The 22,351-nt window shown below is 47.9% G+C and carries 23 protein-coding genes; 16 read left to right on the forward strand and 7 right to left on the reverse strand.

The genetic code is table 11. The features are described from left to right. The first annotated feature begins 11 nt into the window (after nucleotides 1-11). On the forward strand, nucleotides 12-1,193 hold the full coding sequence (locus tag DNK57_RS04130; protein WP_192961771.1) for an aconitase X catalytic domain-containing protein: 1,182 nt from the start codon (nucleotides 12-14) through the stop codon (nucleotides 1,191-1,193). A gap of 10 nt (nucleotides 1,194-1,203) precedes the next feature. On the opposite strand, the gene DNK57_RS04135 is transcribed toward DNK57_RS04130, so the two are convergent. Next, on the reverse strand, nucleotides 1,204-2,715 hold the full coding sequence (locus DNK57_RS04135) for a GAF domain-containing protein (RefSeq protein ID WP_192961772.1): 1,512 nt from the start codon (nucleotides 2,713-2,715) through the stop codon (nucleotides 1,204-1,206). Between the two features lie 117 nt (nucleotides 2,716-2,832). On the opposite strand from DNK57_RS04135, the gene DNK57_RS04140 reads away from it, so the two are divergent. The 6 genes from DNK57_RS04140 to pyrB all read left to right on the forward strand — a co-directional run bounded on the left by DNK57_RS04140 (nucleotide 2,833) and on the right by pyrB (nucleotide 8,725). Then, complete coding sequence (locus DNK57_RS04140) at nucleotides 2,833-3,501, forward strand: DUF169 domain-containing protein (RefSeq protein WP_192961773.1); 669 nt, start codon at nucleotides 2,833-2,835, stop codon at nucleotides 3,499-3,501. Between the two features lies 1 nt (nucleotide 3,502). Beyond that, the gene (locus tag DNK57_RS04145; protein WP_192961774.1) at nucleotides 3,503-4,300 is read left to right on the forward strand and encodes a DsrE family protein; all 798 of its coding nucleotides are present in this window, start codon (nucleotides 3,503-3,505) and stop codon (nucleotides 4,298-4,300) included. A gap of 10 nt (nucleotides 4,301-4,310) precedes the next feature. Beyond that, nucleotides 4,311-4,631 (forward strand): DUF5400 domain-containing protein, encoded by a 321-nt coding sequence (locus tag DNK57_RS04150; RefSeq protein ID WP_192961775.1) that lies wholly within the window; start codon nucleotides 4,311-4,313, stop codon nucleotides 4,629-4,631. 175 nt (nucleotides 4,632-4,806) lie between these two features. Next, nucleotides 4,807-7,023, forward strand: a complete 2,217-nt coding sequence (locus tag DNK57_RS04155; RefSeq protein WP_192961776.1) for a DEAD/DEAH box helicase — start codon at nucleotides 4,807-4,809, stop codon at nucleotides 7,021-7,023. A 6-nt stretch (nucleotides 7,024-7,029) separates the two neighbouring features. Then, nucleotides 7,030-7,758 (forward strand): tRNA (adenine-N1)-methyltransferase, encoded by a 729-nt coding sequence (locus DNK57_RS04160; protein ID WP_192961777.1) that lies wholly within the window; start codon nucleotides 7,030-7,032, stop codon nucleotides 7,756-7,758. A 28-nt stretch (nucleotides 7,759-7,786) separates the two neighbouring features. After that, on the forward strand, nucleotides 7,787-8,725 hold the full coding sequence (gene pyrB, locus DNK57_RS04165) for an aspartate carbamoyltransferase (RefSeq protein WP_192961778.1): 939 nt from the start codon (nucleotides 7,787-7,789) through the stop codon (nucleotides 8,723-8,725). A gap of 22 nt (nucleotides 8,726-8,747) precedes the next feature. Here the strand turns inward: pyrB and cdc6-1 are convergent, their stop codons facing one another. Both cdc6-1 and DNK57_RS04175 read right to left on the reverse strand, forming a co-directional pair. Continuing rightward, nucleotides 8,748-9,896, reverse strand: coding sequence for an ORC1-type DNA replication protein Cdc6-1 (gene cdc6-1 / locus DNK57_RS04170; protein ID WP_192961779.1), 1,149 nt, complete (start codon nucleotides 9,894-9,896; stop codon nucleotides 8,748-8,750). A gap of 785 nt (nucleotides 9,897-10,681) precedes the next feature. Then, nucleotides 10,682-11,149 carry a DUF2299 domain-containing protein gene (locus tag DNK57_RS04175; RefSeq protein WP_192961780.1) on the reverse strand — a complete coding sequence of 156 codons (468 nt, stop codon included), beginning with the start codon at nucleotides 11,147-11,149 and terminating at the stop codon, nucleotides 10,682-10,684. A 97-nt stretch (nucleotides 11,150-11,246) separates the two neighbouring features. Here DNK57_RS04175 and cbiB point away from each other — a divergent pair, with 97 nt between their 5' ends. The 3 genes from cbiB (at nucleotide 11,247) to DNK57_RS04190 (ending at nucleotide 13,501) form a co-directional block, all read left to right on the forward strand. Further along, nucleotides 11,247-12,140, forward strand: coding sequence for an adenosylcobinamide-phosphate synthase CbiB (cbiB, locus tag DNK57_RS04180; RefSeq protein ID WP_192961781.1), 894 nt, complete (start codon nucleotides 11,247-11,249; stop codon nucleotides 12,138-12,140). Between the two features lie 43 nt (nucleotides 12,141-12,183). Continuing rightward, nucleotides 12,184-13,173, forward strand: coding sequence for a cobalt-precorrin 5A hydrolase (locus tag DNK57_RS04185; protein ID WP_192961782.1), 990 nt, complete (start codon nucleotides 12,184-12,186; stop codon nucleotides 13,171-13,173). 73 nt (nucleotides 13,174-13,246) lie between these two features. Then, complete coding sequence (locus tag DNK57_RS04190; RefSeq protein ID WP_192961783.1) at nucleotides 13,247-13,501, forward strand: UPF0147 family protein; 255 nt, start codon at nucleotides 13,247-13,249, stop codon at nucleotides 13,499-13,501. Nucleotides 13,502-13,563: 62 nt separating this feature from the next. Here the strand turns inward: DNK57_RS04190 and DNK57_RS04195 are convergent, their stop codons facing one another. Next, on the reverse strand, nucleotides 13,564-14,139 hold the full coding sequence (locus tag DNK57_RS04195; RefSeq protein WP_192961784.1) for a class II aldolase/adducin family protein: 576 nt from the start codon (nucleotides 14,137-14,139) through the stop codon (nucleotides 13,564-13,566). A 73-nt stretch (nucleotides 14,140-14,212) separates the two neighbouring features. Further along, complete coding sequence (locus tag DNK57_RS04200; protein WP_192961785.1) at nucleotides 14,213-15,661, reverse strand: DNA-directed DNA polymerase II small subunit; 1,449 nt, start codon at nucleotides 15,659-15,661, stop codon at nucleotides 14,213-14,215. Between the two features lie 152 nt (nucleotides 15,662-15,813). Between DNK57_RS04200 and DNK57_RS04205 the strand changes: the two genes are divergently transcribed. The 4 genes from DNK57_RS04205 to DNK57_RS04220 all read left to right on the forward strand — a co-directional run bounded on the left by DNK57_RS04205 (nucleotide 15,814) and on the right by DNK57_RS04220 (nucleotide 19,539). Further along, a complete protein-coding gene (locus DNK57_RS04205; RefSeq protein WP_226891040.1) occupies nucleotides 15,814-16,311 on the forward strand; it encodes a hypothetical protein in 498 nt (165 codons plus the stop codon). A gap of 72 nt (nucleotides 16,312-16,383) precedes the next feature. Continuing rightward, the gene (gene cobJ / locus DNK57_RS04210) at nucleotides 16,384-17,439 is read left to right on the forward strand and encodes a precorrin-3B C(17)-methyltransferase (protein WP_192961787.1); all 1,056 of its coding nucleotides are present in this window, start codon (nucleotides 16,384-16,386) and stop codon (nucleotides 17,437-17,439) included. A 170-nt stretch (nucleotides 17,440-17,609) separates the two neighbouring features. After that, the gene (locus DNK57_RS04215) at nucleotides 17,610-18,173 is read left to right on the forward strand and encodes a potassium channel family protein (protein ID WP_192961821.1); all 564 of its coding nucleotides are present in this window, start codon (nucleotides 17,610-17,612) and stop codon (nucleotides 18,171-18,173) included. 34 nt (nucleotides 18,174-18,207) lie between these two features. After that, entirely contained in the window at nucleotides 18,208-19,539 is a 1,332-nt protein-coding gene (locus DNK57_RS04220; RefSeq protein WP_226891042.1) for a magnesium transporter, read from the forward strand. On the opposite strand, the gene DNK57_RS04225 is transcribed toward DNK57_RS04220, so the two are convergent. Together DNK57_RS04225 and DNK57_RS04230 are read right to left on the reverse strand one after the other, a co-directional pair. Next, nucleotides 19,526-20,311, reverse strand: coding sequence for a hypothetical protein (locus DNK57_RS04225; RefSeq protein ID WP_192961788.1), 786 nt, complete (start codon nucleotides 20,309-20,311; stop codon nucleotides 19,526-19,528). The two genes, DNK57_RS04220 and DNK57_RS04225, sit on opposite strands and share 14 nt — an antisense overlap. Before the next feature lie 46 nt (nucleotides 20,312-20,357). Next, on the reverse strand, nucleotides 20,358-21,260 hold the full coding sequence (locus DNK57_RS04230) for a hypothetical protein (protein ID WP_192961789.1): 903 nt from the start codon (nucleotides 21,258-21,260) through the stop codon (nucleotides 20,358-20,360). A gap of 272 nt (nucleotides 21,261-21,532) precedes the next feature. On the opposite strand from DNK57_RS04230, the gene DNK57_RS04235 reads away from it, so the two are divergent. Further along, nucleotides 21,533-21,931 (forward strand): Zn-ribbon domain-containing OB-fold protein, encoded by a 399-nt coding sequence (locus tag DNK57_RS04235; protein ID WP_192961790.1) that lies wholly within the window; start codon nucleotides 21,533-21,535, stop codon nucleotides 21,929-21,931. Continuing rightward, on the forward strand, nucleotides 21,903-22,334 hold the full coding sequence (cfbA, locus tag DNK57_RS04240) for a sirohydrochlorin nickelochelatase (protein ID WP_192961791.1): 432 nt from the start codon (nucleotides 21,903-21,905) through the stop codon (nucleotides 22,332-22,334). Before DNK57_RS04235 ends, cfbA begins: the two co-directional genes overlap by 29 nt. The last annotated feature ends 17 nt before the right edge of the window (nucleotides 22,335-22,351 follow it).

Genomic DNA, 22,351 nt, shown 5'->3' on the forward strand with positions numbered 1-22,351 from the left:
GGTTGTGAAACGTGTACCTTGATAGGACAGAAGAGATGATGTATGATGGTGAATTTGGTGAGACGATCCAGCAGAGTATGGAGATACTCGTTGCCCTTGGTGATATCTACGGTGCTGAGAGGATGGTTGACATATCCTCTGCCCAGGTCTCAGGGGTATCCTACAAGACAATAGGTGACGCAGGCCTTGAATACCTGGAGGACCTCCGTAAAAGGGGTGCTCGGGTGAAGGTTGCAAGTACCCTTAACCCGGCAGGAATGGACCTGCAGAGATGGAGGGAGATGGGTTTCTCAGAGGAATTCGCCAGTAGGCAGATAAGGATAGTTGAGGCCTACTCTGCCATGGATGTCATGAACACCTGCACCTGCACGCCCTACCTCATAGGTAACATCCCCCTCAGGGGCTCACATGTTGCCTGGTCAGAGTCCTCAGCAGTTTCCTATGCCAACTCTGTTCTGGGAGCCAGGACAAACCGTGAGGGTGGTCCAGGGGCCCTTGCAGCAGCCATATGTGGTAAGACTCCAGAGTATGGTTACCATCTCCAAGAGAACCGCAGGGCCACCCTGAGGGTTGATGTTGAATGTGAACTCTCGGGCTCGGATTACGGGGCCCTTGGTTACATTACAGGAAAGATTGCAGGTGAAGGTGTGCCCTATTTCACATTCACTGGAAATTCCTCTCCTGATGACCTCAAGGCCCTTGGGGCTGCCATGGCATCGTCCGGTGCGGTTGCACTCTACCATGTGGACGGGGTGACACCCGAGTACATGGAGGCCTCTCCTCATGAAGCAGAGGACAGCATTACGGTTGAGGCCGCTGATATACTTGAGGCAAGGGAGGAGCTGTCCACCACGGACGATGATCCTGACCTCATATGCCTGGGATGTCCGCACTGTTCCCTGGATGAGATCAGGAGGATAGCCTCATTTTTAAGGAAAAATAGGTCTCCCTGTGACCTGTGGATTTGTACCTCTGCTGCCGTAAGGAGTGCTGCAAGGAGGATGGGCTACACAGAAGTCATAGAGGCCGCGGGTGGAATGGTTGTATCTGACACCTGCATGGTGGTTGCACCCGTGGAGGAGCTGGGCTATGAGGTTCTTGGTGTTGACTCTGCCAAGGCCGCCAACTATGTCCCCGGCATGTGTGGCCTTGATGCTGTCTATGATGACTGGATGAAGCTCATCAGGCCTTAAAAGTTATAACTTATAAGTTATAACTTTTCCTCTGGAGAGCGCTTCCAAGCTGGAGCCCTATTGATGAAATGTTCTCAAGGCTTATCCTGTTGTAGGGTTTAACACTGTAACTTGCCAGGTTTAAAATTCCAGTTATCTCGCCTGAAAACTTAATAGGGATCATTAGAATTGTTTTTATATTGTTTCTTCTTATGGATTCATGTAGCATGCGGTATTCAGGGGACTCCGAGGTTATGTATATAACTCCCTCCTTCTCAATGGACCTCTCAAAGAGTTCTGTGAAGGCTCCGGCCATGCACATTCTGCTGAGGGTTTCTGGAAGATTCCTCTGAACCCTGAGCTGGAGTTCCCTCTCCTCCTCCATGAGATAGATGCAGCCCATTTCAAATTCCAGGGTTTCTATCACGGCCTCGATTGATTTCTCAAGCATTTTATCCTCTTCCTCATCACTGTTTATAATTTCGGAAACCCTGTTCATTGCAAGGAGTGTTCTTATGAACTCATCCTTCTCCTGTCTCAGTTTCTCCATTTCAAGGTACTCTGAGACCTCGTCGGCCACCATCTCTATGATTTCAAGAATCTGTGATGATATGGAGTCATCGGGGCTTCTGATGATTAGGGCTCCCTTCGCCCTCTCCTCTGTGATTAGGGGTACTGCAAGCATGAGCCCCTGGTCATGCATCCAGGGCACCGTCTCGAGGGTTTCAATGCTCCGGTAGATGAAGTATTCAAATTCAGTTAGATCCCCTGACTCGGGGTATTCGTAGACCCTCCTGATTCCAGATGCGTCGCTGAGGACCACTGAAAGCTGTCTAAGGTCCATTATGGTGGATAACTCGTCCCTTATTGAATTCATAAGTTCCTCAATGCTGCCAGAGGATGACCTCAGCCTTGTGATGGTGAGCAGGACCTCAAGTTCATTCTTCGAAAACGATGAAGTTGCCATGTCCCTCCCTATTATGACCCAGAAATTGTTTACAGGTGTGACTGAGAGGCTGTAGTTCCTCCTTATCCCATCCCTTCCCCTCAGATCAACCTGTATCGTGCCCTGGGACTTCATCCTGTTCTCAATGAGGACAATGCTCTCCCGGTCCATGATATCCCCAAGGCACTGTGCACCCGGGAACATCCTTCTGAAAAGGCTGTTGGATACCACTATGTCCATGAGGGTGTTTATGGTGAACACAAGTTTATCAGGGTCATCTATTTTTCTTTCAAGTTCCAGGAGTTCCAGGAGGTTGCTGTGAATTTTTGAGGCATTTTTTATAAGTTCAGAGTCTCTGGAGGTGTCTCCAGTGTATTCAACAGCGCCCTCAAGGTCTCCCACAGGCATCCACAGCTTGCTCCTTCCAACCGTCCTGTATGTTACAAGACCCCTGGCCTCCAGTATGTGGAGGTACTTGAGCACCGTAGCCCTGCTCCTGTTTATTCCACGGGTTATCTTGTCCAGCATGCACTCCTCTGGAGGATTTGATTCCAGGTAGGACATTATCATCTTCTCGGTTTCAGAGAGTTTCTCCACTGACATCACCCCAATGATAACTATAGTATAACCATTAATTATAACTGTATAGAAAAATTTAAATACCTGTTTTTTATACTTTTTTGTATAGTTATACTATAATGTAGAGGTGGTTAAATGGATTACCGGAAGATTGCAGAAGATCTCAAGGAACTCCTGGAAATGGAGGGCAGCCCGGTGGCTGTCAAATTAGTTAAAAATGAAGAAATAAATGGTGAAAAACTTGAAAAGAAGAGGCACTGCGAGTTCATACAGGATTCACGCCTTAAAGGTGTCAGGGGATATGCAACCGCAGAAGAACACCTCTGCAAGGGTGGCGCAGCAGTCCTTGGACTATGCAGGGTACCGCCCCAGGTTGCAGATGGAAGCCTCTACCACAAACTTGGAAACTACAGCACGCTTGAAGCTGCCGCCGAAACCGTGGAGGCCGTGCCTGCAGTCGATGGAGAGTACCATGCCTCAGTCTATGCTCCACTCGAAGATGCTGACTTTGAACCAGACGCCGTTGTTTTAATACTTAAACCGGCACAGGCACTTAGACTCAGCCAGGCATACCTCCATGATAGAGGTGGTAGGATAACCGGTGACTACTCAGGGATACAGTCACTCTGTGCAGATGCAGTTGCAGCTGTCATGGAGCGGGGAATCCCAAACATGACAATGGGCTGTAACGGTTCAAGGAAATATGCAGGTATCAGACCAGAGGAGCTTGCAGTCGGATTGCCAGCATCCGACCTTGAAGGAATTGTGGCTGCCCTCAAAAAATTCAGGGAAAAATGGGGATAAAATGAAGGTAAATCTTAGAGGAGTGAACAGATACGCTGCAGCCATAATAACAGACAATATCCTCAAAAATGGTGTTCAGAACCTCCAGCTGATCCTGAAGGAGGACTGCGAAGAGGTCAGAAGAATTGCAGAGAAGCACCATATGGACTATTCCCCCAGAGAGACAGAGAAGGGTCTGGTGGTTAACATTTCACCTCAGGGCATTGAAGAGATAGATGTTACCGGAGAAACATGTCCAGGGCCGGTTATAATCGCAGGGGATAAAATCTCCTCAATGGAGGCCGGGATGAGGATAAAGATAAAATCAGGTAGCAGCGACGTAATTGATGACCTTGCACTCTCAGCTCCTGAAATGAACGCAAAGGTCATTGAAAAATCAGATAACCACCTTATCCTGGAGAAAACAGATGCTCCCCGGAAATTGGAATTTGCAGGAAGGGATAAGGTACTCGTTGTCCAGAGCAACGGGACAGGGAATGCAGAGAGGGCCTACGCCACCTTCATATTCTCAAAGGCGGCCCTCAGCATGGGAAAGGATGTCACCATATTCCTCCTCATGGATGGTGTGAGTATTGCAAGGAAGGGTGGTGCAGCCACAGTAAAACATCCCGCCTTCCCGCGACTGGATGAACTCATGGCCGAGGTCCTTGATATGGGCGTTAAGATCTATGTCTGTGAGATGAGCGCCCAGTTCAGGGGGCTCAGAGAGGATAACATTGTTGAGGGCTGCAAGATAGCGGGTGCAGCCACATTCATAACACTGCTGAGTGACCCCAGCTACGCTGTGGTAAACTTCTAGAGGTGATAATATGTATCAGGTCATTATATTCGCACTGCTCCTTGCAGGAATCCCATCAGGTTTCATAACCTTCCGTATAATGGGGATGAGGATGGCCCCACACTTTGGAGTTCTCATCCTGGCGCTCATTGCAACTGCAGCAAATATCATGGCAGGCAATGTGACCCTGAACTATGTTGCAGTGGCTCTGCAGATCCTCACAGGGATTTCAGCCTACACACAGTTCCTCCCTGTTCTGAGGGACAACTTTCAGGCCGCGCCGCTCTATGCATGTCATCTGAGCACAGTCACCGTTGCTGCGGTGCTCGCAGCTGCCTCAGTCCCACTTTAACTTCCCTTAAATCTTTTAGACCAGTTGAACACGCATCATCCCCAATAAAACCCCATTTACTCCTTCTTTTAATCTCTGAAACCTCAAATTAGGAAGGCCAAAGCCTCAGGTAACCTGATTTTCAGCACTGAAAGTAACCTGAACCTTAAATAAATTGATGACCAGATAAAAGACCATGGCAAGGTACATAGAGCACCCCCTCATAAAGCCAGAGAAAATAGAGGCAAGGACCTACCAGCAGTTGCTGGCGGCAGACGTCCTCAGAAAGGGCAACTCAATGATAGTCGCCCCCACTGCCCTCGGAAAGACGGTTGTGGCTGTCCTTGTGGCTGCAGAGAGGCTCAGGAAATACAGGGAATCAAAGGTACTTATTCTATCACCAAGCAAACCCCTGGCCATACAGCATGAGGAGAGCTTCAGGGAGTTCATGCTTGCAACCTGCACATCCCTCACAGGCAGCATAAAACCTGAAGAGAGAAAAGAACGGTGGATTGAATCCCAGGTGATATCCGCTACCCCACAGACAATCGAATCCGACATCCTTGCTGGAAGATACGACCTCAGGGACGTTTCACTCATTGTATTCGATGAATGCCACCGGGCGGTTGGATCATACTCATACGTATTCCTTGCATCAAATTATGTACAGAACGCCAGGAACCCCCTCATACTGGGACTCACAGCATCTCCCGGTGCGGATGATGACAAAATAAAAACTGTCTGCGAGAACCTCTTCATGAAGAAGATTGTGGTTAAAACTGAGGGGGACCCTGATGTTAGGCCCTACCTCAAGCCCATAAAAATAGAATGGGTTAAGGTCAGGATGACCCCAGAACTTGAGGAGATAAGGGAACTCCTGAGAAAGGTCCTTAAAAATCGGCTCAAGATGCTCAAAAACCTCGGGGTTATAGACACGGTCAGTGTGGGTAAGAAGGACCTCCTGAAGGCAAGGGGCCGCGTCCAGAACAGGATAGCGCGGTCAACCACGCCACCAAAGGCATGCTACAGGGCCATATCACTCATAGCATCCTGTATAAACGTTGAACACGCCCTTGAACTCCTTGAAACCCAGGGCATAAGGCCACTCCACAAGTACCTTCTAAGATTAAAGGGGAAAAAAACAAAGGCCGCAAAGGGCCTCCTTGCAGATCCTGACTTCACGAGAGCAATGCACCTCACAAGAAGAGCCATGATGTCAGGGATGGAACACCCTAAACTTGACAGGCTAATGGAGATACTTAAAGGGGAACTTAAGGGGGATGACGCTAGGATAATAGTTTTCACGCAGTTCCGCGACACCCTGGAGGAGATATACCAGAGGTGCAAACGTGAAGGTATCAGCGCGGTTAAATTTTATGGACAGAACAGCAGGAGCGGAGAGAAGGGTCTCACCCAGAAACAGCAGAGGGACATAATAAAATCCTTCCGCATGGGAAACCATGATGTGCTCCTATCAACCAGCGTGGCCGAGGAAGGGATAGATATCCCCTCTGTAGACCTTGTGGTAATGTATGAACCTGTCCCCTCTGAGATAAGGATGATACAGAGACGTGGAAGGACTGGGAGAAAGAGGAGGGGCCGCATGATTGTCCTCATAACAGAGAAGACACGGGATGAGGCATACTACTACTCAAGTATCAGGAAGGAGAGATCCATGAAGGAGAACCTCAGGGGAGGATCAATCAACGTGGAGGTTAACCCCGTGGAGACACCCAAATCCTTGGGGCCCTTCATCTATGCTGATTCCCGTGAGGTAAACTCAAGGGTACTCCGGGAACTCAAAAAGATAGGGGTGGATTTTGAATTGAAACCCCTTGCGGTGGGTGACTATCAGATCAGCGAGGAGACCATAATTGAGAGAAAGACAACACAGGACTTTATTGGTTCAATTATAGATAAAAGACTGTACAAACAGGCAAAGGAGATGGTCAAAAACTTTAAAAGGCCTGTTATGATCATAGAGGGTGATGGCCTTTATTCAGGCTTCATAAATCCAGACGCCATCAGGGGTGCCCTTGCAGCCGTGGCAGTTGACTTCGGGATACCGATAATACCCACAAGGTCAGCCGCAGATACTGCTGCAATGATAAGGAGGATAGCCCTGAGAGAACAGAGCGAAGGCAAACCTGATATCCGTGTTCGCACAGATAGGAAGCCCCTTACCCTGAGGGAGAAGCAACTCTTCATCGTGGAATCACTGCCAAATATCGGTTCAAAGTATGCTGAAAGGCTACTGGAGACCTTCGGTTCAGTTGAGGGTGTTATGAACGCCTCAGAGAAGGAACTGCGTAGCGTTGATGGTATAGGTGCAAAGAGGGCCTCGGAAATCAGGCGTGTCATTGAGGCAGAATTTAGGAGACCCCATGAAGCCACAAATTCAAGGGATAGGTGATTGAACTTGCGCATACTTATGGATGAGAGAGGTAAAAAATATCTTTTAGAGGAAGGAGAGGACTTCCAGAGTGATATGGGAATCATCGAGGCAGAAAAAGTTGAGGATTCCAAACCAGGGGATGTCCTCAGGACCCACCTCGGAAAGGAGATCTATGTCATAAAGCCCAGCCTCTCAGATTACCTTGAACTCATGGAGCGGAGGTGTTCAATACTCCTCCCCAAGGATATAGGGATGATATGTGCATATACCGGGATAGTTGAAGGTTCAAGGGTTGTTGATGCGGGTACCGGTGCGGGTACAGTTGCAATGTACCTCGCCAATATGGTGGGAGAATCAGGGCACGTGACAACCTATGAAATACGTGAGGAATTTGCTGAGATAGCAGAGAAAAACATTTCAGCCTTTGGATTCAAAAATGTGGAGGTTAAGAACAGGGATATAAAGGAGGGTATAGAGGAGGATGACCTCGACCTGGTTTTTCTTGATCTGCCAAGGCCATGGGAGCTTATGGAGGATGTTCATGATTCCCTCCTGAAGGGTGGCTGGGCAGTCTTCTACAACCCCTACATTGAACAGGTGAAGCTGATACACAGAATAGGTTCAAAGGTTGGATTCACAGATATAAGGACATTTGAAACCATTGAACGTGAAATAGAGGTCAGAAAGCAGGGAACAAGGCCCCGTACAAGGATGGTCGGTCATACAGGGTACCTGACATTCATGAGAAAGTAGGTTATGAATAAATCTGGAAGGGTTGCTGATGTTTGAAAACGTTATCTCAATAAAGGATTTTAGAAGGGAGGATATTGAGTTCATCCTCAGGGAAGCCGAGAAGATGGAGCCTGTTGCATCAGGAGAGAAATCTTCCAGCGCCCTCAGGGGGAAGATACTCGGGATGATGTTTTATGAGCCATCAACAAGGACGCGTTTATCTTTTGAAACTGCCATGAAACGCCTGGGGGGGAGCGTTGTTGGATTTGCAGATACAGGGGCAACATCCGCAGTCAAGGGTGAGAGCCTTACTGACACCGCAATGATGCTTTCGGCCTACTCCGACGCCATAGTTATAAGGCACAACCTTGAAGGTGCGGCCCGTTACATATCGGACGTTGTGGATGTTCCTGTGATAAACGCAGGGGATGGTGCCGGGCAGCACCCTACCCAGACCCTACTGGACCTCTACACCATGAAGAGGTACTTTGGGAGGATAGGTTCCCTCAGCGTAGCACTGGTTGGTGACCTGAAATACGGGAGGACAGTTCACTCACTTGCCTATGCCCTTGCTGTTTTCGGTGCCAGCATGAGCTTTGTATCACCGCCAGTCCTCAGGATGCCAGATAACATTATACATGACTTGAGGGGAGCAGGAGTTGAGGTTAAGGAGACAGAAAGACTTGATGATGTCATAGACGATGTGGATGTCCTTTATGTTACAAGGATACAGAAGGAACGCTTCCCTGACCCTGAGGAGTATTCAAGGATAAGGGGAGCCTACCACATAGATAGATCCGCCGTTGCTGACAGGGACCTGATAGTGATGCATCCACTCCCCAGGATAGATGAGATATCCCCTGAGGTGGATTCGCTTCCACAGGCCATGTACTTCAGGCAGGCATTTTATGGTGTTCCGGTCAGGATGGCCCTCTTGAGGATGTTAATAATGGGGAGGGGAGGAGCAGAGAATCAGAAGATAGTTTGACAGGAAATGTCCATGGACAGCATCAGACACCCCAGAGTGAATCCTCCAGGATCGATGTCTCGCACTGGAGGTCTATTATATTTGTACGTCCCTTACCCCTTCCCCTTGAGACCGTGTTTGTGGATATCAGGCCAAGCATTTCAAGCTCATTTATGAAGTCAAATATTCTCCTGTAGGAAACAGAGTCTCCCTTAGCTATTTCCTTGTAGACCTCATAGAGCCTTCCGGAGGTTATCTCCTCCTTCCTCTTTGTAAGGTAGAGTATGGCCTCAAGCACCCTCTGCTGCTGGCTTGGCAGTGTCAGTATTATGTCTGTGATCTTGTTGTGTTCTATGTAGTCCTTGGCCTCCCTCACAAAGTCGCCCAAGACCATGTCAGATTCCCTTTCATCAGCAATTTCGCCGGCTGTCCTCAGGAGGTCCAGGGCGTACCTTGCGTCACCCTCCTCCTTTGCCGCCAGGGCTGCGCAGAGGGGTATGACATCATCCTCAAGGGCACCCTCCTTGAAGGACAGCTTCGACCTCTCCTCAAGGATGTCAACAAGTTGCTGGGCTCCATAGGGTGGGAAAACTATTTCCCTGTCCCTGAGGCTGCTCCTGACCCTGGGTTTTATGAATTTCTTAAACTCGACATAGTTGCTTATGGAGAGGATGGAGACATTATCCGTCCTTGTTAGGGTGTAAAGGAGGCCATCACCATCGTTTCTTAGGAGTATGTCTATCTCATCAAGGACAACCATGAGTATCATATCCTGGCCAAAGGCGTTTTTCTTGAACATGTTCCTGAAGGTGTTCACGATTTCAGCCTTTGTCCAGCCACGGTAGGGGACATCACGACCAAGTTGCTGGCATAATCTTGCTATCACCTGGTACTCTGTTGTGTAATCTGTGCAGCGGATGTACTCTGTCCTTATATTCACGTCACAGTCCTTCGATGCTTCCTTCAGCTGCTTCATTGCAAATTTTGCAACTGCAGTTTTCCCTGTACCTGTTTTACCATAGATTGTGATATCAGGGGGTGTGACTCCATTGAGGGCCTCAACCCAGTACTTGGCTATGGATCGTATCTGTTCCTCCCTGTGGGGTAACCTGTCAGGAAGGAACCTGTGATCAAGATATTTTTTATCCTTAAAAACAGATTCTTTGTCCCCTATCTCATCAAAAATGTTCATAGTACCACTTCAACTAATTTTTAGAGAAAACTGCTGCGTAAAATCTCAATAAAGGCCCTGAAACTTGTGTGCAGTTAAATTTAGGATTATTTTGACCTTTTTAGCTGGCAGCGCCCCTTCAATACCATGCCCTAGATTCTGGGTGTGGTGGATTTCAAGTGTAAATTCTCTTATTCTAACTATTAGATAAAAGTTTTTATTAAAATCAGAGTTTTAGATAATAATGCCTGTGAGACATCCATTTCAACTGTAACTATATGCGTCACTGACAGAAATCAGATGAGAGAGGTGGATTTCAAGTGTATCAATTATTATTAATTCATGCTCCAGTTGGTAGGTGTGAGACATCCATTTCAACTGTAACATGATGTTACTACTGATATCCTCTGAGAGAGACATTGATTTCAAGTGTAAGTTGTTATTAATCAACCATGATTTTTTGAGACATCCACTTCAACTGTATTTAAGGTTCTCCCCCTGCTCCTTGAACCTGTAACTGGGAGCTAATGTTACACTTGAAACCAATGTCATCGTTTAGATGAAACTCTTAATAAAAATTTACAGTTGAAATTGACCTCTCTCTGTCAGACACTCACATACATCCGCAGGTTACAGTTGAAATTGACCTCTCTGACCTGAGATAACAAGTGATAAGATAGATGTTACACTTGAAATCATTGACCCACACTCCAGGAAGAGTTATTCAGATAATCTTACAGTTGAAAAGGATCCCCCACAGAGCAGAATAAAATTTCAAGGAAGCATTACAGTTGAAACTGACCCCCCTAAACATACATGCTATCATGTTCAGTTCGCTCTTCACCGAAACGTTCCTGTATCATCCACATGACCTGCAGTTTGGCCCTGAACACATTTTTTATACTTGAAATTAATCTATCCTTTGAAAGTCCATCAAAGAATATCTCATCGGTGACAAGGTAACTGTTGAGGACGTTCTCCGGGTGATCCAGCTGAAAATCAACCCCGAAGCGATTCAGTGTAAAACGGACCTTCCATATGAATTCAGTCCGCTTCTCCATGCTAAGTGCCCGGATCCCTGCCTGATGCTCTGGACTAACACTGGTTGCGCAGGCTATCAGGACCATGTCCTCCTTACCTGCTGGCTGGATTATATCAATAACGTGATCATCCGGGTAGTTCACAACATAGTGGAATCTGGCGTTTTCGTCAGGGACTTCCATACGCAGGAAACCCTCTTCCTCAAGCCATTTCTTGATCATTTCACTGGACATGTTATCACGGCTATAACTATATCAATTCATGAATATATATATGAAAATTATTACAGGTCTCAAATTATATAATGGAGCACAGTTAAAAGAGGAGTACATGAATGAAGTTTCAGTCCTCCTCTTAGCCCTCATCTTCGACGTTCTCCTTGGGGAACCACCCAGAAGGGTTCACCCTGTTGTCTGGATGGGTTCGGCAATAGAGGTGATGAAGAGACTCCTTGGAAAAGGTCGCACGTCGGGTATAGTCCTTACAGTCGCAGTCGCAGTGCCATTCACACTTCCCCTACTACTGATCAACCATATTCAAGGCCCCCTGAATGTCATGATATCCTCCCTCCTACTTTCAGCGGTGATATCAGTGAGGCTGCTCGTAACCTCTGCCCTGGAGGTCGGAGGATCCCTCAATGATGACATTGAAGAGGCCAGGAAGAAACTTTCAATGCTTGTTAGCAGGGATACCAGTTCCCTATCAGGCAAACAGATAACCTCAGCGGCCATTGAGACTCTCACAGAAAACATTACGGATTCAGTGACAGCCCCCCTCTTCTATTTCATTCTCCTCGGCCTTCCAGGCGCCTTCCTGTACAGGGTGGTTAATACACTTGATGCCATGGTAGGCTACCTTGACAACGAGAACAGAGATATAGGGTGGTTCCCTGCAAAGCTGGATGATGTACTCAACTACATCCCAGCGAGAATAACAGGTTTCCTGATGGTCCCTGCAGCCCTTCTCCTCGGCATGAACTGGAGGGGATCCCTCCGGATCCTTTTGAGGGATGCCAGGATGACCCCAAGCCCAAACTCAGGTTTCACCATGGCTGCAGCGGCAGGGGCCCTTTCAGTTCAGCTGGAAAAGCCAGGGGTTTATGTCCTCGGTGACCCCTCTGATGAACTGAACAGCGGAAAACTTCTTGAGGCCGTGAAACTGAGCTCAATGACCTTGATAATCTTCACAGCCTCTGCAGCGGGACTGATGCTTGTGATACCATAAAGGGCTTGACCTCATACTAAAATGTGCTGATGCTTGTGATAGCATGATGGTAACCATAGTCACACTGACAGAGAGGGCAAGAAGACTCGCGGAGGAAATAAGGGAGAAACTCATCAATGATCCAACCATCCTCTCAGTTGAGGTTATACACCGGAACATGGACCTGCGGGATGTTTTCGCTAAAAGTGATGTTATAGTGGGTATAATGGCTGCAGGTATAATGGTGAGAAAGATGGCACCGCTGATCAGTAACAAATTATCAGACCCGGGGGTCCTGGTTGTTGATGAAATGGGCTCAAATGTTATAAGTCTGCTCTCTGGTCATGCAGGGGGTGCCAATGACTTTGCAATTAAACTTGCAGGCCTTATAGGCGCGAATCCTGTTATAACAACATCAACAGACGTCAATGGCCTCGTAGGTATCGATACATTTGCAGCCAGGTACTTCTACAGGATACTTGACCCCCACCTCATCAGGCACTTCAACTCCTCAATTATCAGGGGGCACAGGGTCGAACTTCACTCATCCAGAAACCTGGAGGCCCTAATTGATGATGATATGAGCCGAACCTACAGCTATGTACCTGAGGGAGACGAGATTGTGAGGGCACACTGCAACTCCAGGGTCATGAGGCTGGCCCCCCTGAAACTCTCCATGGGGATAGGGACAAGGAGGGGGGTTGGATCAGATAGAGTAATCGCCCTCATCATGGACACCCTGAAACTGGTTAAAATACCTCCTGAACGGCTTGATGCCATTGCAACGGGCTACATGAAGAGGGAGGAGGGGGGGATAATGGAGGCCGCCAGGCTCCTGGGGGTGCCTCTTGAATTCATAGGCCCTGAAGAACTTGAGTCCCAGAATACCCACTCCTTTTCTGAATTTGTCCATGAAAAATTTGGAGTGGGGAGTGTATGTGAAGCAGCAGCCCTCAGCAGCGCTGGTAAGGACTCAAAACTCGTAATAAGAAAAACAAAGGCCAATGGAGTCACAGCTGCACTTGCAGTTTCAGGGAAACCAAAATCTTTTTAACCCAAATGATATAAACGAGATTGAATATAAACATTATTCTGTATTCTTCAGGAATCAGTAGGGAGGACCCAACATGAGTAATGAAACATTCAATCGCGTTTCTGAAATTTTGAGGCACATTATGGAAGACAGCAGCGTCCCCAGGAACATTAGAAGAGCAGCAGAGGAATCAAATGAGATCCTGAATAACCCTGATGAGGACAGCACAGTCAGGGCCAGTACTGTTATATCCATCCTCGATGAGATAAGCAACGACCCCAACATACCCATACATGCAAGGACGCTGGTATGGGAGATACTCAGCGAACTTGAATCCATAAGGGAATAAACTGTTTCTAATTTTCAGGGTTTCAGGAGGTTAAACCAGTTTTAATATTTTTATGCGGCTGATTATTTTTTCATTGATTCCAGGACCCCCGATATGAACTGGGTCCTTGCAGACTCCTCAACGAATTCTGCCAGTAGAAGTGCGTCCCTTAGACTTTCACCTGCACATACAACCCCATGGTCTTCCAGAATGGCAGCATCCTCATCAGCCATCACCCTGCCGCATTCAGCTGCAAGTTCTCTGCTGCCTGGAGGGTGGTAGGGAACCATGGGTATGTAACCCCTCCCGAGACCCCTGAAGCCTTCCATCTTCTCAATTTGAACCCCTGCAATGGAGAAGGCCCTAGCATATGGTGAATGTGTGTGCACTATCCCACCCACATCTGGCCGTGCCCTGTAGACCTCCAGGTGGAGTTCCAGTTCAGAGGATGGCCTCCCTCCCCTGAGGACCCTTCCATTAAGGTCCACCACAACAACATTCCTGAGTGAAACCTCACCGAGGGGTACCATGGTGGGTGTTATGAAGACCCTGTCACCACGCCTTGCACTCACATTTCCACCTATACCAGATACAAGCCCTGTCCTGTAAATATGAAGTGAAACGTCAACAACCTCTCTTATCGTGTTCAAGTCTATCACCTGTGAAGTGGCTCAACAGCCTGCACTGTATCAACTCATTAGCAACTTCGGCCGGCTTTATCAGAGGATAACCTCAATTAAATTCAAGGAGTTTCATCACACCCCTGTTAAGAACAGGAACCTGACCACAGGTGGGGACAATGTTGTAGATCTTCTGAAACTCTGTCTGGGACTGGAAGGTACCTGAGTTTATGAGGTGCACTCCCTTGTATTTCCTGTAGGCGTTTATGTGCACATGGCCGGTGTGGAGTATATGCGGCACATCCTCGATGACAAGGTGGTCCTCTATCTCAGATGCCAGAGGTGTTCTCTCCCCATAAATTGGTGCAAGGTGCCTCTTCTCAAGGAGCTCCTCCATTATGAGGTCTGACCTTTCATGTGACAGCCCATTAACACTCATGGCCATATCATCAAAGCTACGGCCATGGTATATGAGGGTCCTCACACCGTCAAGGCTAACAAGGGATGGATTGCTGAGGAACTCAATGTTCCTGATACTATACAGTGATTTTGCATATTCCTCTGGTATCGCTGGCTGGGGCTCCGCTATCCTTGAGGCATCGTGGTTTCCAGGGATCATAATGATCTTTATGTCACTCCTTATATCACCGAACAGCCTTGCAGCCTCCTCATACTGTTCATGGATGTCCTTTATAAGGAGTTCCTTCTCCTGGCCCGGGTATATACCAATACCATCAACGATGTCACCTGCAACCACAAGGTACCTGACATCGGCTGCAAGACTCCGCTGCTCCTCTGAACCGAAATCACCGTTTATCCATTTCACGAATTTCATGAAGGCATCCTCAAGGAAGGTCTGGCTCCCTATATGAACATCTGATATGAAGGCAACTGAGAAGTCCATCTCTTTCTCCTGTATCCTGGGCACCCCTGGATGGAATATCTCGGATGCAACCACGAACCTACCCTTTTTTGTTCCTTGAACACCCACAACCTCGTCCCTAACAAGCTTCTCGGACCTCTCAAAGAGCCTGTGATTTTCGTTGTGCACAACAACACTGATTTCACCTGTATCATCCTCGAGTTCAATTATCCTGTGATTGTTCTTGGTGCTCCTGACATCATTAACCATCCCTATTATGCTGATGACGTCATCTCCCCCCCGCAGGTCAGCAATTGGAATATGGCCCTTCAGTTCAGAACGCTTACTGAGAAGGCTTTTCAGGCGGTTGTAGCGGCTGTTGAAGTATGCAATCATGTCCCCTATCTCACCGCTGGTGTAGGAGCGGTTACTTGTGTCACTTATCACCTTAAAATCAAATTCCCTCTCTTCAGGGACCATCAGGGGACCTCTGGCCTTTATCTCGGAGGGGTTATCTATTTCAAAGAATTCATCCAGCATTTCAGAGGTTAAAACTGTGAATTTAGCACCATTGCTCTTTATCTTAACTATGAGCTCTGAGGACACAGTTACAGGGTCCTCCATTTCCCGTAGCCTGAAGTAGGCATTATCCTCTATTAGTATCCCTTCCCTTGCAAATTTCCCGATTATTTCGTTCATTTTAATCCTTCATTTGCCCTGTAAAGTGATCTTGATTTGATTCAGAAAAGATTTAAAATATGTGTGCAGTAAATATTATGTTGAGTTCATATATTCTTTATCAAAATATTAATTTACCCTTTGGGTTTAATCACAGAGAAAAAGGTGATGCATTGCCAAGGATAATCAGACTCCTGCTATTCCTCATCATGTTCCTGGCCTTCTTTGAGGTGGGACTTATAAGCTCATACACCCTGGTAACGTCGAGGCCCCCGGATATAGGGAAACTCATGGACATGCAGATAGAAACTGTCTCATCATTCCTTGATTCAGGTAAAAACATAACCTCCACAATCACCGGAGGCCCTGAGGAGGTCAGGATAATAAACAATGCAGACGTTGCAGACGCCCTTAAAAACAAGACTAGCCTGGATGGTATAAATATAAGATCCCTCAATGCAACAACCACCCAGGACACCTCCCTTGAGATGATTGAAATCAATATAACAGCAACAGGGTACCGTGAAAATCAGACAGGAAAGGGCCAGATAGTGATAAGGCCGACTGAACAGTTCAGTGTAATTGCAGCTGCAAGGGCGCAGACAAGGTCATCGGGGGTCTGGGTCGATGTGAAGACCCTGAGGATTTTATCGGTGACAAGGATCTACTGAGGCCAGTCATTGGCGGCGATTTCATGGTCTCTCCACGCGGAGAGGGGTTTAAATTAAGTCTCAGGTGGCTTCATGATAAGGATAATAGGAATTGGACCAGGAAGGGATGATATAACCATAAGGGCCCTGAAGGGCTTGGAGGATTCTGACGTCGTTATAGGCTATGCAAGGTACATACGCCAGATAGAGGATCTACTTGATGGAAAGGAGGTCATAAGGAGTGGTATGGGGGATGAAATTCAAAGGGTGGAACTGGCCATTGAAAAACATCGAGAGGGCCTTGATGTTGCACTTGTGAGTTCAGGGGACCCTGGTGTTTATGGCATGGCCAACGTATTCTTCCAGATATTTGATAAATATTCAGACATCGAATTTGAGGTCATACCTGGTGTTACAGCGGTTAACTATGCAGCGTCAAAGCTTGGAGCGCCCCTCCATGACTTTGCAGTTATAAGTCTGAGTGACATCCTTACACCCCTATCTGAAATAAGGGCCAAGGTCAGGGCTGCTGCAGAGTCCGGGATGATAATAGCCCTCTACAATCCACTTGGAAAGAGGAGGAAACGGCCCTTCAGGGAGGCGGTTGAAATACTGAGGTCTGAACTACCTCCTAAGACACCGGTTGGCATAGTCAGGACCGTGGACGGGACTCCCGATGTCAGGATAGTGGACCTTGAGGCCCTTGACGAGTCCCTCGTGGACATGTCAACCATAGTTCTGGTGGGCAACGTAACGACCTACACAAGGGATGGTCAGATGATAACACCCAGGGGCTACGCTGTGGAGACACCCCTCCATGAACTTGCAAGGGAGTTCTATGAGGAAAACCCCCTGGGAAAACCCTCAGGTCCAGATGAGGAATGTGAGTTCTATCCATGTCACTTTGAGGGTCAGAACTGTGCATTCTGTTACTGTCCCTTCTACCCATGTGCCGAGGGGTCCACCGGTGGGCGCTGGATAAGGGACCGGGGAGTGTGGAGCTGCCAGGACTGTACATGGATACACACGGACAGTGCAGTTGAATGCGTTAGGAGGGGCCTTGGAGAGATAATTTCAGGGGCAGATGATCTCACGAATAAAAAGAGGGAGCTCCTAAAACTCCGTAGAGAGTGCCTTATGCGGAGATGATCACGTTAATGCCCTAAGGCATCTCTGGACCTCAAGTACCTGGCGGTCACTTCATTTTTTAGTCAGATGATTCCATCACAGCAACATATTTATTTTAATTCATCCAATATCAACCCACCAGCCCAGGAGGATGAAAGTTGTCTAAGAGTGTTAAGGATATCCTCATTGAAATGAAGAACCTTTCGGAGCTCATGGTGGATCTTGCCTACTCGGCACTGCTATTTAACAGCAGGGATGCTGCTGAAGAAGTTATAAAACTTGAGAACAAGGTCAACAGGCTCAACTATGAGATAAAGAAGGAGTCACTGCTTGCAGCGAGATCCGTAGAGGACGCTGAGGAACTCACAGCCCTCCTTGAGGTGGGTGAAGCTGCTGAGAGCATTGCAAACTCTGCCAAGGATATCGCTGATCTGGTGCTCAAGGGAATAAAGCCCCACCCTGTCTTCAAGATGGTCATGGAGGAGTCTGACGAGATCATCGTGAGGGTAACCATTGAGGAGGGATCCGAGCTCGCAGGAAAATCCCTTGGAGACCTTCTACTTGCAACCAGGACAGGTATGAGGGTTATAGCCATTAGAAGGGGCGAATCATGGATATATGGGCCTGACAGGAACACGGTACTTGCAGAGAGGGATACACTCATTGCCAAGGGAAACGAGGCAGGAGCAGAGCTACTATTTGCACTGGCGAAGAATGAGATGACCCTTGAGGATATTGGCTGCAGTATAGAGTAGCGGCGGATGATGGAAATGTTAGCAGGTGATATTCATGAAGAGAAGAGGAAGATTTCTGAGGATGACTCGGATCCTACTCCAGTCCCTGCTAACATTCACGGTGAACATCTCCATAGCCGCCTCAAGGGGATGGGTAAGGGCCTTTAACCTATCCAGAAAGTTTGGCAGCTTTTTCAGGGATTCCAGGAGAATTATCGGGGAAAGCTTCGTTGCCCTTTTCATCTGTGCAATGGGGGACCTTGTGGCGGGCATATTCCTTGGTAAGATGTCCCCCATGCTTGAATCATACCCAGGTCTCCTTGTACTCATACCCGGGGCCATAGGTATGAGGGGTAACATCTTCGGAGCCCTGGGCTCACGCATTGGGTCTGGCCTCCATATCGGTGTGCTCTCACCTGAACTGCGAAGATCAGATGTCCTTGCAGACAACATTGAAGGAACCATAATCCTGACGGTGGTCATGTCACTCTTCCTGGGATTCATGGCCTGGATCTTCTGCCACCTCTTCGGCTTTGAGAGCATGGGGATAATGGACTTCACTGTTATCTCCGTCATTGGGGGTATAATCTCCGGGGCTTTCCTGCTCCCTGCAACGGTTCTCATCTCCCTTAAGAGCTATGAAAATGGATGGGACCCGGATAACGTGACAACCCCCCTCATTGCAGCTTCAGGGGACCTTTTCACGCTACCATCAATATTTGCAGCCCTTGCAGTCCTTGAAATGGTCAGGAACGGATTTTTTGAATGGGTACTCTTCATAGGATTCATTTTGATGGGTTTAGCCGGCCTCATAGCTGGTTTCAGGGGAAGATACAATCTCAGGAAGATTATCAAGCAGAGCGTGCCGGTCCTCCTCATCTGTTCTGCCCTGGGGACGACTGCAGGTACAGTTCTAAACAGTAAACTATCATTTATACTAGACAACCCGGCTATACTGGCCCTCGTGCCTCTATTTTCAGGTGAAAGCGGGGACCTGGTGAGTATACTCGGTGCAAGGCTCTCCTCAGGGCTTCACTCAGGTATAATTCCAGCATCCCTGAGACCCCACGGGGAGGCCCTCAGGAACTTCGGGATAATCGCTGTGCTGTCCCTCCTCATATACCCCACGATAGGGCTACTGGCCCACGTCGTAAGCGATTTCCTCGGCATAGGATCCCTGGGTCCATGGAGGATGGTTCTCATAAGCTCCATTGCAGGTTACATGCTCACTCCATTCCTCCTTCTTGTGGGCTTCTATCTCAGCTCGGCATCATACAGGCTTAGACTCGATCCTGATAACATTGTGATCCCCCTTTCAACGAGCATGACGGATCCTGTGGCAAACACATGCCTCGTCATAGCCATAATGGCTGTCATGGGGCTGTGATGACCTCAATTATGCATGGCTGGACATGGAAGTAGTCTGGTGGCATGAGATAATCCCTGCTGCCATGGGGAAGGGCAACAACGGACACCCTTCCGCTGCCATGGACATGTAGCCATGCCACACCATCACCTGTCAGGTTGAGTTTAATGCTTCCATAGATGAGATCCATCTCATCACAGCTCCTGTTAAGGTCTGTATCCAGCACCCATGAACCATCCTGTGTCTCAGAGATCAGATAATAATCCATTGAACTGTTGAAGTGGAAATTCATGCAGGTCCAGTTCTCACCATGTGTCCTGGGACAGACGGCCTTATTCAGTTTTATTACATAATCTGAGAGGAAATTGCAGTTAACGGGTCTTCTCAGCACCGAAACCTCATCCCCGCTGATGTTTTCCCCGGCCACCAGTGGACTGATGCTGGAGTTGACGGGTCTCAGTACGAGCTGCACCTTCATACCATGGAATGCCCTGCCAAGGATCTCAGGCCGGGACTGGAGTTTCCTGAACTTTTCATAGGATATCACTCCTCTCTTACCAGGCACAGCCAGTCCAGGTGATTTACAGGCACTTAAAGGAATTTTTTCCCAGTTCAAAGGATCTCCGGGGCTTTTTATCAGAATTTCAGCTGCGGCAGTGACTTCCTGGTCCACGTGACCCTCCCTGAACTCCTCGCTGAGGCGCCTCTCCTGGATGTCCATCAGTTCTGCAGATGTCCCAAGGATAACGGCCACTATGATCAGTGAAAGTAGAAGGTCGGTTGAGAGTATCATGGGTTTTCTGCTCCGTACTTTTTGTGAAGGTGGAAGGTTGAGGTTATCATGGGGTTTCTACTCCATACTTTGTCCTGTGACCTCCGTCCAGGTAAATGATGAACCCTGAGATGTTAAGGGCCTCCCCATTGTAGGTTTCGTTAAAGAGGACGTGGTCAATGGACACCGGTGCCTCCCCCACATCCACTGAGGGGATTATGAATGTTTCAAGTCCCATGTGGGGGCACGATGTTTTTCCCTCCAGCCTGCAGAGGTAACAGGCACCATCCCTGCTTTCATGGTAGTATCCATTTAGAATGCAGGCATGAAGCCCCTCAAGTCCATGGCAGCTGTAGGGTTCGTAGGGACATCTTCTTATTATGAGGGGACCCGTTGCATTGACGTATGCTTCACCATCCACACCCTTAGAGTCAAGGTACCCCCTGAGGGCATCACCATATTCTATTGAGGTGGCACTGTGTTCAGGCCTCCCCAGGACCCTGAAGGGCAGTGGATCAGGGAGTCCCTCAACCGTGACCCTCACAGATATGTTCTCAGCGTGTTCAATGTCTCCTCCATGGATTTCAATTGTTGAGTTGACCTCAACCTGGAAGGGGTCCTCTGTTCCTTCAACTGAATTCACCCTGCAGCTTGCATTGATGTTCCTGTGGCTCATGCACAGACGGTCAACACGCTCCTGGACCCGCCCCCTCACCAGTTCCCTGACATCACCTTCAGGGATGGTACCATTGATGACCTCCCATGCGGTTTCATTCAGGATTTCCCGTGTTATGATGGGGATATTGTCCCTGATATCCCATGCAGCACCCTCCACGGAGGCTGAAAGTGTTCGCTCTGTCTTCATGTCACTGTTTGCTTCACTGAGACTCAGCATCATGGCTGTGACTATGAGTGCAGGTATCATCAGGAGGAGGGCTGTGCCTGCCATGACGTATCCACAATCATCCATAATATCACCATATGGAAATTAAGTATTACAGATATAAAAATATTACTTATATATTAATAAAGTATTATTAATTCTCTTTGATGAAAAAAATGAATATAAGCCCATTTTATAACTAAAGGGAGTTCAGTATACATTATACAGTATCTCTGAGCAACAGGGATCTTTATTATCCCTTCAGGGAGCCAGTGATTTAAATAGGGGATGACCGTATGATTTAATTATAATGAACCAAGATAGATAATGAAAAGTGATTACTGTATGGAGGTTACATGATGACAGAAACCGTCAGGACATGGCGCCATATACCCCAGCGCTACAATCTTACAGGCTCAAAATGTCTTCAGTGCGGGAATGTTTTCTTCCCCAGCAGGATAATATGCCCTGAATGCAGACGTAAGGGTAAACTCGAGGAATTGAGGTTCAGCGGGAAGGGAAGGATACACAGTTACTCAGTCATAAACACCCCCACCGACGAGTTCAAGGACATAGCCCCCTACGTGGTGGCCATAGTAGAACTCGAGGAGGGTGCAAGGGTAACAAGCCAGATAGTGGACTGCGACCCTGATTCAATAGAAATAGGCGATGAGGTTGAGATGGTATTCAGAAGGGTTAGAGAAGAGGGCGAGGATGGAGTGATATCCTATGGATTCAAATTCAAACCAAAAACCTAAGATAGGCGTTCTCCTGGTGGGGCACGGCAGCCGCCTTCCCTACGGTGAGGAGGTTATAAACGGTATAGCCGACATCTACCGACAGGATGCAGACCACCCCGTTGCAGTGGGCTTCATGAACATGTCAAGACCATCAATACCCGAGGCAATAAATGAACTTGCAGCAATGGGTGTTGAGAAGATCATAGTCACACCTGTCTTCCTGGCCCATGGAGTGCACACAAAACATGACATACCCCACATACTTGGCCTTGACAACGGCAGCGAAGGACACCATTACCATGAGCATGAGCATGAGCATGAAGAATTTGAATTCGATGGTGAGATAGTATACACAGAACCCCTCGGCGCTGACCCGAGGATAGCCGAGATAATCCGGGACAGGGTTAAATCAGCAATTTAACTGTTCCCATCCAACTA

The sequence above is a fragment of the Methanothermobacter thermautotrophicus genome, from assembly GCF_014889545.1.
Lineage (GTDB): Archaea > Methanobacteriota > Methanobacteria > Methanobacteriales > Methanothermobacteraceae > Methanothermobacter > Methanothermobacter thermautotrophicus_A.

Excerpts from the sequence above, each read along its gene's own strand:
- DNK57_RS04140 (WP_192961773.1), top strand. The coding sequence starts at position 2,833 with ATGGATTACCGGAAGATTGCAGAAGATCTCAAGGAACTCCTGGAAATG.
- DNK57_RS04145 (WP_192961774.1), top strand. The coding sequence starts at position 3,503 with ATGAAGGTAAATCTTAGAGGAGTGAACAGATACGCTGCAGCCATAATA.
- DNK57_RS04150 (WP_192961775.1), top strand. The coding sequence starts at position 4,311 with ATGTATCAGGTCATTATATTCGCACTGCTCCTTGCAGGAATCCCATCA.
- DNK57_RS04155 (WP_192961776.1), top strand. The coding sequence starts at position 4,807 with ATGGCAAGGTACATAGAGCACCCCCTCATAAAGCCAGAGAAAATAGAG.
- pyrB (WP_192961778.1), top strand. The coding sequence starts at position 7,787 with ATGTTTGAAAACGTTATCTCAATAAAGGATTTTAGAAGGGAGGATATT.
- cdc6-1 (WP_192961779.1), bottom strand. The coding sequence starts at position 9,896 with ATGAACATTTTTGATGAGATAGGGGACAAAGAATCTGTTTTTAAGGAT.
- DNK57_RS04175 (WP_192961780.1), bottom strand. The coding sequence starts at position 11,149 with ATGTCCAGTGAAATGATCAAGAAATGGCTTGAGGAAGAGGGTTTCCTG.
- cbiB (WP_192961781.1), top strand. The coding sequence starts at position 11,247 with ATGAATGAAGTTTCAGTCCTCCTCTTAGCCCTCATCTTCGACGTTCTC.
- DNK57_RS04185 (WP_192961782.1), top strand. The coding sequence starts at position 12,184 with ATGATGGTAACCATAGTCACACTGACAGAGAGGGCAAGAAGACTCGCG.
- DNK57_RS04190 (WP_192961783.1), top strand. The coding sequence starts at position 13,247 with ATGAGTAATGAAACATTCAATCGCGTTTCTGAAATTTTGAGGCACATT.
- DNK57_RS04200 (WP_192961785.1), bottom strand. The coding sequence starts at position 15,661 with ATGAACGAAATAATCGGGAAATTTGCAAGGGAAGGGATACTAATAGAG.
- cobJ (WP_192961787.1), top strand. The coding sequence starts at position 16,384 with ATGATAAGGATAATAGGAATTGGACCAGGAAGGGATGATATAACCATA.
- DNK57_RS04215 (WP_192961821.1), top strand. The coding sequence starts at position 17,610 with ATGAAGAACCTTTCGGAGCTCATGGTGGATCTTGCCTACTCGGCACTG.
- DNK57_RS04220 (WP_226891042.1), top strand. The coding sequence starts at position 18,208 with ATGAAGAGAAGAGGAAGATTTCTGAGGATGACTCGGATCCTACTCCAG.
- DNK57_RS04225 (WP_192961788.1), bottom strand. The coding sequence starts at position 20,311 with ATGATACTCTCAACCGACCTTCTACTTTCACTGATCATAGTGGCCGTT.
- DNK57_RS04230 (WP_192961789.1), bottom strand. The coding sequence starts at position 21,260 with ATGGATGATTGTGGATACGTCATGGCAGGCACAGCCCTCCTCCTGATG.
- DNK57_RS04235 (WP_192961790.1), top strand. The coding sequence starts at position 21,533 with ATGACAGAAACCGTCAGGACATGGCGCCATATACCCCAGCGCTACAAT.
- cfbA (WP_192961791.1), top strand. The coding sequence starts at position 21,903 with ATGGATTCAAATTCAAACCAAAAACCTAAGATAGGCGTTCTCCTGGTG.